Source organism: Paraglaciecola sp. 25GB23A (assembly GCF_040012495.1).
In the GTDB taxonomy this organism is placed as follows: Bacteria; Pseudomonadota; Gammaproteobacteria; order Enterobacterales; family Alteromonadaceae; genus Paraglaciecola.
On the sequence record NZ_JBDYKM010000003.1, the window covers coordinates 225,930 to 240,563 of the forward strand.

Here is a 14,634-nt window from a genome sequence, read left to right on the forward strand (position 1 = left end):
TATTCACAAGCTATAAAAGAGGCTGACATCCTGCCATGCTTAATATGCTGACTCAATTATCTAGGCTAACATAAGTAATAGAATTTAATACCCAAGCCAAGATTGAAAGCAGCATCAAAGCGAAATTTAGTATAAATATACTAGCGGGCTGTTTAGAAATTTGCATTGTGTTTCTATTTACCTACAGCATTTAATTGCGATATTAATTCTTTTAATTGTCAGTACTTGGAGCCCCAGGCCCATGTCAATCAAGATTAAGGCTCAAGCATTAGTCTATTATTACTGACATATCAGCAGTGCAAAAACCTTAATATAGAGTATATAAGGCGCCTCAAACCTTGCTAAGTCATGCATCAATTTATTGGTCCAATATGTGCTAGTGGCCTGGGTCATGTTTGAATAAGCTAAGTAACACATTTACCTTAAGTTGAGATAGATAGGTATTACAAACTAGACCTAATGCTGTCCGGATATATTTACCTATCACTAAATTAAGTCTTTAATCTATTCATTTGCACAGGAGCTTCAATTTGAAAAACATATTCAAGCAAATTGGCTCGTTAGGGGTAATGGGTCTAATAACGTCTATTATGCTGTTGATTGCAGGGTTAACCTTGTCAGCGCCAACTTTAGCGGGTGAGCGAGAACAGGCCAAGCGTATGCATGACCGCTTGACCGGCGTACCGCCGAGCGCCCAGGTGCTTGACCAAATGACCAGCTTAATTAGTCAAGGCCAGGTAAGTGAGGCAGCCTACTTAGCCATGAACGATCCTGCTTTCTATTCTGTAACTTTAAAAAATTGGGTGACGCCTTGGACCAATGAAGAAGCCGATGTATTTGCTCCCCTCAATGATTACACCGCCACTGTAATTGGCATGATCAGAGACGATGTCGATTTTAGGCAGTTGTTGTCGGGTGATATTCTGTATGTCGCCAAATCTGCTTTTAATTTGCCCGCCTACAGTGTCAGTAACAATGCCTTGTACCAAGCAATGGAAGATCAGAGTCTTGACCTTAAAGTCGTTTTAGAGGCTGATACTCAATCAGCACAAATGGGTTTACCTGTTGACGCCACTGCCGGGGTAATGACAACACGTGCTGGCGCCAAAGCCTTTTTTAAAGATGGCACTAATCGCGCCATGTTCCGTTTTACTTTGATCAATCAATTATGCACTGACTTAGAAGGCTTAAAAGACACCAGTCGCGCTCCAGATAGAGTGCGTCAGGATGTTAGTCGCAGCCCCGGTGGTGATAGCCGCATTTTTAATAACTCCTGTGTTGGATGTCACTCGGGCATGGATCCTTTGGTCCAGGCCTTTGCTTATTATAATTATCAATATGACGTTAACGGCGATCCAGAAGGAAATAATGGCCGTTTGCAATACCTCGCAGCGGGCCAACAAGACCCTGTAACCGGCAGTCGTGTACAAGAAAAATACCGTATTAATAGCAACAATTTTCCCTTTGGTTTTGTGACTGAAAACGACAACTGGAATAACTACTGGCGTGAGGGTTTAAATCATAATTTAGGCTGGGAGCAAAGTTTACCTGGCTCAGGAAGTGGCGCAAAATCCATGGGCTGGGAATTAGCCAACAGTCAACAATTTGCTCAATGTCAGGTGACAAAGGTCTTTGAAAATGTGTGTTTACGCAGCCCACAAGACGCGCAAGATAGAGCAGAGGTAAGCGACATGACCGAAACATTTAAGCAAAATGGCTATCAAATCAAACAGGTCTTTGCCGACTCTGCCAATTATTGTAAGGGAGAATAGTCATGGTGTCTCAAACTACAACCTTACGCTCTCCTATTCACCTATCGTTGCTGTTTTGTAGCGCAATATTGTTAAACGCTTGTGGCGGTGGCACCACTCAAGTTACCCAAACGCCGACACCTGCGCCGCTTGATACCAGTCCTATTACATATTCTGGTCCAGTAGCGTCTACTGGCGATGTGCAACAATTTAAGCTGGCGTTATGGGATAACATTAGTGGCAAAGAACGCTGTGGCGCCTGCCATGTGCAAGATCAACAAAGTCCGTCGTTCGCGCGCAATGATGATATTAACCTTGCTTATACTGCCGCGAATAGCTTAGTTAATTTACAATCCGCGCAAGATTCCACCTTAGTCACAAAAGTAGCTGGCGGCCATAATTGTTGGTTAGCTAGTGCTTCGGCCTGCGCAGATATCATGACTACGTGGATCAGCAATTGGGCTAATATTGAAAACACTGCTAACAAAATTCAATTAGAAGCCCCCTTAGCCAAAGAACCCGGAGCCAACAAAAACTTTCCCAGCGATACCGCGCTGTTTGCAGACACGGTATACCCCTTATTAGAAACTTATTGCGCTAATTGTCATACGAATTCCGCCACCATTGCAATTTCACCGTACTTTGCCTCAAGTGATGTTGACGAAGCTTATCAGGCAGCTAAAGCCCGTATTGAACTTGATACCCCAGCAAACTCAAGATTTGTCGGTCGACTACGTGACGAATTTCACAACTGTTGGAGCGATTGCACAAGCGATGCCAATGAACTCATTACCGCCATCCAAGCAATGGCAAACGGTATTGACCTTACCCAGTTAGACGCCAGCCTGATAAACAGCAAAGCCTTGAGTTTATTTGAAGGTACCCTCGCCACAGGTGGCGGCCGCTTTGAAAAAGATCTGATCGCTAAATGGGAGTTTAAAACCGGCTCAGGCAGCACCGCCTTTGATACCAGCGGTGTTGAACCGGCGATTAACCTCAATCTAAATGGCGAGTATTCTTGGATCAACGGTTGGGGCATTCAACTGGTTAATGGCAAGGCGCAAGGATCGACCAGTAGTAGCAAGAAACTCCACGACTTAATTACCGCCACCGGCGAATTTGCGATTGAAGCTTGGTTAGTGCCAGCTAACGTGACACAAGAAGGTCCGGCGCGCATCATCAGTTATTCAGGTGGTGTGGAAAACCGCAATTTCACCTTAGGTCAAACCCTATACAACTACAATGCCTTAGTTCGCACCGGCAATACCGATAGTAACGGTCAACCCGCCCTATCTACAGCTGATGCAGATGAAGACTTACAAGCTAGTTTGCAACATGTGGTGGTCAACTATGATCCCATCAATGGTAGACAAATATTCGTCAACGGAGTTTTCACCCAAGACAGTGATGCTATTGAAGCGAGCGACATGAATAACTGGAACGACAGCTATGCTTTTGTATTAGGCAGTGAAGTGTCTGGTGATTTTCCTTGGGCTGGCTCAGTTCGCATGGTGGCCATCCACAATCGTGTGCTAGACGGTCAACAAATTAGGCAAAACTTTGATGTGGGTATTGGCCAAAAATTCTTTTTGCTGTTTGATGTGAGCGACATCACCCAAATTGCGCAAAGCTATGTTGTATTAGAAACCAGCTTGTACGACAGTTATAGCTACTTATTTAGTGAGCCCTTTTTTATCTCATTAGACAACACTGCTGCTATTACGACCCTGCCGCTTAAAGGCATGCGAATAGGTATTAATGGTCGCGAGGCCGCTGTGGGTCAAGTGTTTAAAAATATCGATATCAACCTCAATCAAAATGACTATGTAATCGATGAAGGCCAAGCTTTGTCGCGCTTAGGTACTATTATTCCTTTAGAAAAAGGCGCAGAACAGGACGAGTTCTTTTTAACCTTTGAGGTATTAGGTGAGCAAAGTAATGTGCGCATAGAGGCCATTCCACCAGCGCCCGCCGCCAGTAGTGATTTAATCCCACAAGCCCAAATTGGCATCCGTGACTTTGCCGAAATAAATGCCAGTATGTCTGCCACAACTGGCGTACCTACCAATAACATTGCAGTGAAGGCAGCCTTTGAGCAACTAAAACAACAACTACCTTCGGTCACCAAGTTAGATAGCTTTTTAGCATCTAATCAAATGGCAGTTACGCAAATGGCGATAAAATACTGCGACCAACTAGTGGCCAATAGCAGTTTGCGTAGCGCTTTTTTCAGCGGTTTTGATTTTAGTCAACCCGCGAGTACCGCTTTCGCTACTCAAGATAGAGCGCTTATTCTCACGCCAATCATGCAAGGCATTCTCGGCCAAAATGTGGCTAACCAACCCGAAAACAACGCAGTTTACAGCGAACTCAATGCCCTGACAGATAGATTAAGCGATTGTTCTGGTGGCAAAGTCTGTGACGCAAATTATACCCAAACCATAGTCAAAGCATTATGTGCTTCCACTTTGGGCAGTGCTGCCCTTACTATGCAATAGGCGTAAAGGAAAAGATAATGAATAAAAACAAAAAACATTTTGCCCTAAACGAGCCTTTGCGCCACGCCTGTCATGCTAAACCAATGACTCGTCGCGACTTTATTGCCCAGGGTTTTATGGCCGGTGTAGGCACCGTATGTAGTGGCTCAATTTTGAGTTTATTTGCCAATCCAGGCAAAGCCTATGCCTCACTATCTCCCGATTTAGAAGCTCTGAAAAGCAGCTGTGGCATTGCCTCGCAAGGCGCAGGTAAGATCCCCTTTATCGTTTTCGATTTAGCCGGCGGTGCAAATATCGCTGGCTCTAATGTATTAGTTGGCGGACGAGGCGGTCAACTCGACTTTTTAAGTACTGCAGGTTACAGCAAATTGGGGATTCCTGGCGACATGGTGCCGCCCATTGCCAACCCCACCACGGGACTCAGTGACTTTATCAATACCGAGTTAGGTTTAGCATTTCATGCTGATAGTGCCTTTTTACGTGGTATTCAGGATAAATTTAGTATTACCAATCGAGCCAATGTGAACGGTGCAGTGATCCCAGCACGTTCGGAAAATGACACAGGCAACAACCCTCACAACCCCATGTATGGCATCAATAAAGTAGGTGCTGATGGCAGTTTGTTGACCTTAATCGGTTCACGCAATAGCGATTCTGGTGGTAACTCTATGGCGCCGGCTATGATGATAGACCCCAGCAAACGTCCGACTAAAATCGACAGACCTTCTGATGTGACGGGTTTAGTGGATACCGGTGACTTAGTGGGTTTATTATCGCAACAAGACTCGGTGGCGGTGATGGAGTCTATTCAACGCATCAGTGCCATGAAGCTCGGCAAGGTTAATAGCCAAATCACCACTGATGATGTGCTTAAAGATATGGTTAACTGTGGGTATGTCAAAAGTGCCGATATAACGGATAGATTTGGCGATCCATCTACATTGAATCCTTCACTCGATAGTGATTTGGTTGGCGATAATGGTATTTTTAGCGCACAAGAATTTGCCAGTGAGGGCGAATTTCAGAAAACCGCCTCTATGCTTAAACTTGTAGTTAATGGCTATGCAGGCGCCGGCACCATTACCATGGGAGGTTTTGACTACCACACATCAGACCGCGCCACCGGTGAATCACGGGATCTGCGCGCTGGACGTTGTATGGGTGCCTGCCTAGAATATGCCGCGCGCAAAGGCGTGCCGCTCATGATGTATGTCTGCAGTGATGGTTCGGTTGCCAGCAACGGTATGATCGATGACTCACTCAATGGTCGTGGCAAGGGTGTCTGGTCAGGGGACAACTCCTCAACTGCTGCTTCATTCTTTTTAGTTTACAACCCTAACGGTACGCCACAACTAATAGGCAATACCACAGACCAGCAGGCCAAACATCAACAAATTGGCTATATGCGCAGTGATGCCTCGGTAGAAACCGCCAGCTCACCGGCCGCCAATAACGTTAATTTATTGGTCGAAACTGTGATACTCAACTACATGGCACTGCACGGCGAACAAGGTCAGTTTGCTAGTTTATTTCCTCGTCACGGTTTGGGTAACTCAGCGTTACTCGATAGCCTTACAGCCTTTGAACCGATTGTGAGTGGGGTTATGTGAAAAAGCAGCTGCGAGTTACCAGCTTCGAGTAGTGAGCTAAAAACAAGCTCCCTCTTCGCCATGCTCCAGCGCGTGACAGTAACACTCTGCACGTCTCTCTCCCTAAGCTTTATGCTCGAAGCTCATAGCTCGTTGCTCGTTGCTCGTTGCTCTAATCAATATAAGCAACTATTCACAAAATAAATCGATGACTTAAGGTAGATCAGGTACATTTTAGTCAGTAGTTTAAAACAGTTAACTTGTTTCCTGGGGCTAAGGGCTTTTGACAATGAAAAAAACGCTAATGTGGTGTGCAGTCTCTCTGGTAGTGCTATTGATTGCGGCGATTATCTATCGGATCAGTCATAACGTACCTGACCGTTCGGTGGCTGAACTAAGTGCGCGATGGGCCAAAGCGCCTTCGCAATTTATAGATATAGAGGGTTTACAGGTTCACCTGAGAGATGAAGGGCCCCGAGATGATCCTAGCCCTATTGTTTTATTGCATGGCACGAGCGCCTCGTTACACACTTGGGATGGCTGGACGCAGGCCTTAGTTGAACAGCAACATCGCGTTATTCGTTTTGATCTTCCTGCCTTTGGCCTCACTGGCCCAGCGCCTGATAATGATTATACAATTGAACGTTACGCCCAAACAGTGATTAAGGTATTGGATTCACTTAATGTGCAACATGCTACTTTGGCCGGTAACTCACTAGGCGGCTACATCGCATGGGCAACAGCTGTGATCTACCCTTCACGGGTTAAAAACTTAGTATTAGTTGATCCCAGTGGTTACCCTTTTGAATCGGAATCACTGCCTCTGGCCTTTAAAATAGCGAGCACGCCAGTACTCAATAAAATTATGACAGGTTTTTTACCACGCAGTTTAGTCGAAAACAGCGTTAAAAATGTCTATGGCGATCCTAGTTTAGTTAGTGACGAATTGATTGATCGTTATTTCGATCTCACCACTCGTAAGGGTAACCGCCAAGCCTTAGCCGAACGCTTTGAACAAACGCAACCGGGCCAAATGGCTGAGCGGATAAGTGAAATACAGGTACCTACCCTAATTATGTGGGGGCAAAAAGACCGTTTAATCCCGCCGCAATTAGCAAAACAGTTTGCCAAGGATATTGCGGGCAGCGAGGTGATCATTTTTGAGCAGTTGGGTCATGTGCCACAAGAAGAAAACCCACAGCAAACGATCTCCGCCGTTATTGATTTTTTGGCAAAATAGACTTTTCAATTTGTATGCAAAACCAGTTATGATTGTGGCATTGAGCATGAGTAAATCTAAAAGTAGTTGAGCAGGTAATGATTAGAGTATTGTTTAACAAAAAAGGCGGCGTAGGCAAATCTAGCTTAACTGTGAATCTGGCAGCTATTGCGGCACACCAAGGTTACAGTACTTTAATCATTGATTTAGATACCCAGTGCAATAGCACGAGCTACCTGAATGTAAGTGACAAGCAGCCAGACAGCAGTATCGCTGATTTATTTGAACAGAGCATTACCTTTCATTTGCGTCGACGTCCCGCTAGCGAATTTTGTCAGCAAACGCAATTCGCTAATTTGTCTATTATTCCCGGTTCTCCTCGACTGGCAGAATTAGAAAGTGAGCTGGACAGTCGTCATAAAATTTACAAACTGCGTGAAGCGCTGGAGTCGTTGAAAGAAGATTATCAGTATATTTTTATTGATACCGCGCCAGCGCTTAATTTTTATAGTATGTCGGCCTTAATTGCTGCTGACCGCTGTTTGATCCCTATAGACTGCGACGATTTTGCCCGCCAAGGTTTATATAGCCTTCAGCAAAAACTCGCAGAAATTCGCGAAGATCACAATGAAAAGCTAGAAATCGAAGGTATTATTGCCAATCAATTTATGAGTAATGCCAATTTGCCCAAACAAATTATTGATGAACTAATAAAAGAAGGCTTTCCAGTATTGCCTGAGTACCTGAGTCAATCAGTAAAAATGCGTGAATCCCATCAAGTCAAACAACCTCTTATCAGCATGGCGCCTAAACATAAGTTGACCCAGTCGATGGTGCGCTTGTTTAAGCTATTAGAACAAGAATAACCTTATGTGACAATTACGCACCGTTACTTGGCGCTGATAACTGAGCTTAATAAAGCTGTAAATTTATCGTTGATTTGCAGGCTAAGACAAGACAGCAAGTGCTGTCTTATAACTTACTCCACTGTTTTTGCATCTCAAAATACAAAAAAGAAGCGGTCCATGTAATGAGCACTAGTCCCGTCAACGACTCAATACCGGTCAAATATCTTAAGTCACCAACCGGCTCTATATCGCCAAAGCCAACAGTGGAAAATACGGTGAAGGAGAAATAGGCACAGTCCATCAGACTGCCGTTGAAGTTACCGGTCAAATTTCCCCAACCATCAGCCAAATTCATAAAATAATAGGCAGCTGCAAAAATCCATATTTCAATAACATGGGCAATTAAGGCCCCAAATACACCAAATACAATGGTATAGCTGTGTTTGATATTCAGACGTGGCATATACAAAACGATGCGGTACAAAAATTCGTAATGCACGATCACTACAACCGCTACTATTATGCTATTGATTATAAATACAGAGAGCATACTAAGCTTCCAGACCTAACCACTCTTAAAAGAGGGTTACGACGATTTGTCTATTGTTCTGATAAAACTACTTAGTGCAAACCCATATTGCGTGAATAATGCCCGGAATATAAAAAAGAAGGCAAAGTAGTACATTGATTAGCAAATCTTTGCCTACACCACTTTTCAAAAACACCGCGAGGGGGGGAAGTAATATTGCTAGAATAATTAAGACGAATCTGTTCATGTGAATAATCTCTTATCGTGTTGTTATAAATAATAAACTAAGTACTGTCTATTTGGCCAATTCAATATTGGGCTAAGGCGCATATTTTGCGCGCACCTCGCAGGGCTTAACTCTCTATTAAACTGTAGCTTTTTACCAGTAAAATTATCCTAGGGCCAGCCATATACCTACCGCAATCAATAATGCACCGGCAATACGGTTTAGCCACACTAAGTTATCACCTCGGTTCAAAAATAATCTCAGGGATTTACCGCCGCTGGCATAAGCCAACATACACACAAATTCGCTGCACATAATAATGCCAACCAACACCGCCAGTTGCATACTAATAGGTTTATCTAAGGTTAAAAACGGCGGCAAAAGTGAAATCATAAAAGCCCAACCTTTAGGATTGGCAATGGCAGTAATAAATCCTTGTGCAGCTAATGTAAAATTACTTGGTATTGGCATGAGCTGTTCGGTATGGAACCGCTGACGTTTTGCACGCCACATCATGATGCCCAGATAAGCTAAATAAGCCCCACCTATCCACTTAAACCAATTAAATACCTGCGGGTAATTGAGCATTAAAGCCGCTACACCCATAACAGCGGCAATGGCCACAATTGCTACACCTATCATCTCCCCTAGCATCATCCATAAGGTGCGCCGCACACCTACACTCATGCCGAGAGTCATGGCTAAGGTCATGCACAATCCTGGCGTTATGGAAACAAAAAAGAAGGTAGGAATAAATACTGCGAGTATTGACCAATCAGGCATAAAATAAGCTTAACGCTCAGAAAAATAGTGAGGTAGTTTACTGCAATTTTTTTATCAATCTAGCCTAAGTAAATAGAAAAGTGGGATTTTCAGGCATTAGTCCCACTTTCAAATAAATTAGCCCAGATTGCTTACACAGGTTCAGCCTCACCCATTAATTGCATGGGATCGATGCCTGTCGGGCGTACCGTTAGCAGATTACTTAGGGCTGACACAATAAACGCGCTGGTTTCTTGTGGCGAACTGGCATAAAAACTTTCCCACGCATGGCCCTTATGTTCATTATAGTTTTGTGCACGCTCTGGAAAACGCTTTAAATAAGCTAAATTCACTGCGTGACCAATCGCTACATCGACCACTATCGCCTCATCCACTTTTAAACTGGGGTTCTGTGCAAAAAAACTAGCCATGGTCGTCAGTGATTCGATGGTCAGTTGACGGTATTCGGCCGCCTGAATATTGTTTAACATATGTTCAGTTAGTAGGGCAAAAGCCGCCTCTCCAGGGGTCATGTCGCTCAGCACTACACTGGAGTTAATCCGGTTGCGTTTATCCATTTTATTACCAATAACCAGCCCCGTGGTATGATGCAGAATCAACCATATTTGTTCGTTAAAGGCTGCCGAACGTCGGTCAATGATGCCTTGGTGTTGTCGCCACACTAACCATCCATCGCTTGGCGTAGCAAGTTGTTCTAAACCTAAATTTTGCTGCCAATGTAAGGGCCCTGTTGCTCCCTTAGCATGCAGTTTCTCCATCTTCTGTGGCAAGTCATCGAGACTTTGGTAATTTTCTAATACCGCTTCTACGCGCTCTTGAATGACTGAGGGTGGCATTCCCATGAGACATTCGTAAGCTTCATCAGGTGCAATATTATCAGCGCGAGCAATCTGACTGGTAAGCAACATAATTATATGGCTCACTCGAATGGTCAACAGCTCACTGAACAACTCAGGACGGGCCTTGATCAAGGACCCCAAACATAACAGAACTTCTTGGGTTAATATTTGGTCACGAGCATCTTCGCGACAATAGGTTTGAATTTTAAGCAGTAATTCATCGTCATGAAGGGGGCGAGAAATCAGCGATTCATCACTATAAGAACGCCCGACTTGAATGATTTTTTGCGTTACCAGCAGGGCACTCACCGCCAAACCTAAATCACCATCAGCCTTACCTAACAAACCAGATGCAGCACGCAATACCGACCAAACTCGCAAACGACCCGCTTGGCAATAAACTTCTTCAATCAAATCCCGCAACAAATACAGGCCGTTATCCACATTCACTTGAGCATCTAAGCTTTGTAATTTGACGAGTGCCGATAATACGGCAATTTGCTCATAAATATTATTCGCCGCCGCCAAACGAGTTACTAAGACCTGCAGATCGCTGCAAAGATCTATCTCCAATTCCTCTGCTGGCAACAGCGCAATATGATTAGCACTGACATTTAAGCGACAAGAGGTTGCTAACATTTGATTGAGTGGCAAATCGGGCAAGGTATAACTGTGTAATTGTTCGATACGTTCTAAGGTAGCGGTAGCTGAAAGTTGTGACATTTTACCATGCTTGACCGCGATACCGTCTACTTCTCCGCCTTCAACCTGTTTCATCAACTCAAAAAACGAGGAGCGATCGGCATCAAGTAGTTGTTTAGTCAGTAAGACGGTGACAGTTGGGCGACCTATACCGGTCCAATTACGTTGTAAATAACGCAATTCGCTTTTAAAACGACGCACCACAAAATCGAGATCGTAGCTGAGGAAAAAAGCCTGTTGCATAAAAGAAGGAGTAATACATACCACCCTCGACTTACCTAATACATATACTCGACTGGTGGTAAGACTTTTAGGCACTCGATAAGTCCGTCCAGTTAAACCCAAGCTATCACAACGACCAATCTGCGCATGCACGTTAGCAATATCTTCAGGTCGACATACTTTCACTGGTGCAATGTCACTTAAGGTTTCGGTACTTACCCCAAACGTCGCCAATTCCTGTTGCAACTCTTGATCTTCTGCCAAGAAAATCAACTGAACCACTGGTTGTTTTAAGGGTTTAGTATGGCGGCGACCCAGGGGGTCAAGATCTCCTGGGCGTAATAAGCCATCTTCCAACATGGCGCCTAATAGAAACAAACTTTGCGCCCAGACTAATGGCACGTTTTCATTGGGTAATCGGTCTTGTGAACCTGGATTTTGTTTTTCAAGTTCAATCGACTCTAAAGGCACATAATACAGTTCGGGCAATAAAAGATAGCCATTTTGCTCAACTAACACCGCGTCAAGTCGAGCTCGATAATGAGTTACTTGCTCACGGTCATCACGGAAAATAGCATCTAAATATAAATAGGCATAAAACAAAGGCCATTCCGATTCGATATGCTCAAATTGCTTTAATTCTTGTTCTTCGTAATGCAGACGTCCTTCAACCTCAACCATGGTTTGATGGCCATCTCTTAAGAAGCGTTTGAGTCCATAACGCCCCTCTAACTTACTGATGATATCATCACGCACTTTATTGGCGAGGCCTTGCTCAGGCACGGTAAAGGCTGGAAAGCCGATCACACTGAGTAGCGCCGCATCGATCTCTTTGGTATTTGATTCTCTTGGCAACATCGCGGTAAGCGTAATATTGGCTTGCGCGATATTGTCTGGTACAACATGAATAACAGAGCTTTGTGAGCCTTTCGCACCATAAAGATTAAAGCCTGATAAGGCTTCAAGGGCGGCTTTTGCCATGCCCAATGAGCTAGCATTTAATTCGACACTACCGCTGTTTGATTTAGCACCACGCTCCCAAATACCGTAATCAGGTGTACGATAGGCGCGTTCAATGTAATACACTAAATTTTGAATAAAACAGACTTCTTCATCTGTCCAAATAAGGGTTAAGCCAGAGGCAATCATTTGCGTCATCATTAATAAAAAGACCGACGTGGCATCAATTTGTAAATGCCCCCATTCGTCATCGGCTACGACATTTTCTCCGCTAGCCGTATCATATTTTGCATGCAATGAATCTAAGGGATTGCGACTCTTTTTAAAGGCCTCAACTTTGGCTGATTGGCTCATCATTGAGCGCAATAGACCCCGCATCAGTTTAACTGTACGTTGCTCTAGTTCTATTCCTCGACCGCCATCGTTATCAAGTTGCCGATAAGCCAAGCCGAGTCCCCATACGGCAAGTATGCTATAAACATTATCCCTAACCCATGCATCCTGATAATTGCCATGATTAGTAATGGCTGTACTGGCCGGTAACAGGCCTGAAATAGGGTGCTGTTTATCAATAATAACCGCCTTTATTTGCTGATAATAAAGGTCTAGGCTGGTTCTTAATTCAAGGTCTCGCATATTTAATCCTGTTTACTATAAAATGGGATGCAGGAAAAAGTTGGCATCCAAAAAAGAGGGTTATCGACTATTTGTTATCTCTACTTAGCGCAAGCAACAAGGTCAAATTAGGTGAATTGCATTATTCTACAGCAAAGTATGAGCCACTAAATATCTTTAGACAGAAATAAGCCATCTTTGACATAAAATTTAGGCTAAATAAGTCAATTAAGGCTGGGAGTCTTTCTTTTTAGCCTGTAATAGGGAAAAACCGTAGACTTAATCGTATAAGTTAAGCAAGTAAAATCAGCTTTTTGCTCGCTGAAGCCCATTATTTTGCACCTTGGTAGTGCAGCATAAATGTGCTTTGCATTGGCGCCAGACTCAAAATTCTAAGCACCATTAAACGATGGGAAACGCCCTATTTAGGTCAGCTAGTAATGAGTTAATTTAGCTCGATAGCATAAATCTAGTGCGTATAAAAGACAATGGCTGAAGCTAAGCGCTAAATGACTCAGTCCTTAATCCAAATATAACTAAAGCTTTTTAGTTACTCGAAAACGGATATCGGTATCAGGCGATGCATCAGTGATACCTAACAAGACACCCGCAAAAATTTGCCAACCATCTTGACCAATAGCTCTTTGAAAAAAGGGGCCGATAGCATGGCTTTGCTTTGAAAAATCTCTAAATTTTTCAGTCGTGCCATAAGTACTAAACATTTCTACACCAAGGTCACCATAAGACGATTTTTTCCATATATTTGCCCTAGTTTGTAAGCCCAAACCGGAGGCTGAGTTTGAGCCCACTTGCAAGGTAGTAAGCACTAAAAATCGGCTGTACCAGTCATTCGCCAAGGTGAATTGGTTCATCCAATTTACTCCAACTTGATTCGGCCGCCCTTCGTCACGCAATCTTAGATCAAAGCGCAGACCACTTTTGTGCATATCGGTCCCGGCCAACTCCCAAGTTAACTCACCTTGAATAAAGTCATAATCATTGTCTGATGCAGCTGTTTTTCGTGCTTGGGCCATTAGACGCCACTGGAAATCACCATTAATGGCTTGCTGATAATGAATTCTGTGGGCAAAGCTTGTTTCACCCGTCGCATCATTGGGGTCAATCGCAATGCGATATTCAAAAGACCTATGGCCTTCATTAACCACGGGGCCAAATACGCCTCCAGTATTGTCAGCCAAAGCCGGAGAGACACAGATTCCCAACAAGATCCCAATAGAGAAATTTAAAGTGATAGTTTTCTTGAACACTGATAGGTCCTTAATAATTAAATCCGATAAAGCGCGATTGAGCATAATGAGACTGTGCAGATCATATGAATACAATTCAAGGTGTAAAGCAAAATAGTCTTATTGTGCAAAAATTACAGCACAGGCTACATTGATTTGGGTCAGCAGAAGATATATACGATATGCGATATGCGACAAACACGCTAAACAGATGGTTTTATTACCCTCTGTTTAGCGTGTAAGTAAAATAATAGAATGACTATTTTTTCTGCCAGCTACCGTCAAGCCATAAGTAGTGCCCGACTAAAGTTTTAGCGTAAGCCTTCTGTGCTGCCAACTTCTCTACTTGAGCAACAGTAATATTGTTTTTAGCCGCCAACTCAACATAAATTTCATGACGTTTTTGGTTTACTTCGTTAACTAGAGTTTGAGCCTCAGCTTGCGAGACAACGACACCTAAATAACCATTATCTTTCTCACCCACTAAGCCTTGTTGTTTTGCCTCATCTAAATCTAAAGCAAAACTAAGACTGCTAAAAAACAGACTGACCACCAGCAAAATATTGCGATACATATTGATTTTCATAGAAAACGCTCCAAAACAAA

The 14,634-nt window shown here is 43.6% G+C and carries 11 protein-coding genes; 5 read left to right on the forward strand and 6 right to left on the reverse strand.

Going from position 1 to position 14,634, the window contains the following annotated elements:
• Positions 1–530 precede the first annotated feature (530 nt).
• The 5 genes from ABKW31_RS08240 (at position 531) to ABKW31_RS08260 (ending at position 7,923) form a co-directional block, all read left to right on the forward strand.
• The gene (locus ABKW31_RS08240) at positions 531–1,772 is read left to right on the forward strand and encodes a hypothetical protein (RefSeq protein WP_348615844.1); all 1,242 of its coding nucleotides are present in this window, start codon (positions 531–533) and stop codon (positions 1,770–1,772) included.
• Between the two features lie 2 nt (positions 1,773–1,774).
• A complete protein-coding gene (locus tag ABKW31_RS08245; protein ID WP_348615845.1) occupies positions 1,775–4,249 on the forward strand; it encodes a LamG domain-containing protein in 2,475 nt (824 codons plus the stop codon).
• A 17-nt stretch (positions 4,250–4,266) separates the two neighbouring features.
• Positions 4,267–5,859 carry a hypothetical protein gene (locus tag ABKW31_RS08250; protein WP_348615846.1) on the forward strand — a complete coding sequence of 531 codons (1,593 nt, stop codon included), beginning with the start codon at positions 4,267–4,269 and terminating at the stop codon, positions 5,857–5,859.
• A gap of 268 nt (positions 5,860–6,127) precedes the next feature.
• Complete coding sequence (locus ABKW31_RS08255) at positions 6,128–7,078, forward strand: alpha/beta hydrolase (protein ID WP_348615847.1); 951 nt, start codon at positions 6,128–6,130, stop codon at positions 7,076–7,078.
• A gap of 77 nt (positions 7,079–7,155) precedes the next feature.
• Complete coding sequence (locus ABKW31_RS08260) at positions 7,156–7,923, forward strand: ParA family protein (RefSeq protein WP_348615848.1); 768 nt, start codon at positions 7,156–7,158, stop codon at positions 7,921–7,923.
• Positions 7,924–8,029: 106 nt separating this feature from the next.
• On the opposite strand, the gene ABKW31_RS08265 is transcribed toward ABKW31_RS08260, so the two are convergent.
• From ABKW31_RS08265 to ABKW31_RS08290, 6 genes are all read right to left on the reverse strand, one after another.
• Complete coding sequence (locus ABKW31_RS08265) at positions 8,030–8,455, reverse strand: potassium channel family protein (protein WP_348615849.1); 426 nt, start codon at positions 8,453–8,455, stop codon at positions 8,030–8,032.
• 67 nt (positions 8,456–8,522) lie between these two features.
• On the reverse strand, positions 8,523–8,687 hold the full coding sequence (locus ABKW31_RS08270; RefSeq protein ID WP_348616032.1) for a YqaE/Pmp3 family membrane protein: 165 nt from the start codon (positions 8,685–8,687) through the stop codon (positions 8,523–8,525).
• A gap of 138 nt (positions 8,688–8,825) precedes the next feature.
• A complete protein-coding gene (locus tag ABKW31_RS08275; protein WP_348615850.1) occupies positions 8,826–9,443 on the reverse strand; it encodes a LysE family translocator in 618 nt (205 codons plus the stop codon).
• A gap of 131 nt (positions 9,444–9,574) precedes the next feature.
• Positions 9,575–12,802, reverse strand: coding sequence for a glycoside hydrolase family 15 protein (locus ABKW31_RS08280; protein ID WP_348615851.1), 3,228 nt, complete (start codon positions 12,800–12,802; stop codon positions 9,575–9,577).
• Positions 12,803–13,317: 515 nt separating this feature from the next.
• The gene (locus tag ABKW31_RS08285; protein ID WP_348615852.1) at positions 13,318–14,049 is read right to left on the reverse strand and encodes a hypothetical protein; all 732 of its coding nucleotides are present in this window, start codon (positions 14,047–14,049) and stop codon (positions 13,318–13,320) included.
• A 238-nt stretch (positions 14,050–14,287) separates the two neighbouring features.
• Entirely contained in the window at positions 14,288–14,614 is a 327-nt protein-coding gene (locus ABKW31_RS08290) for a YdbL family protein (protein ID WP_348615853.1), read from the reverse strand.
• Between the last annotated feature and the right edge of the window lie 20 nt (positions 14,615–14,634).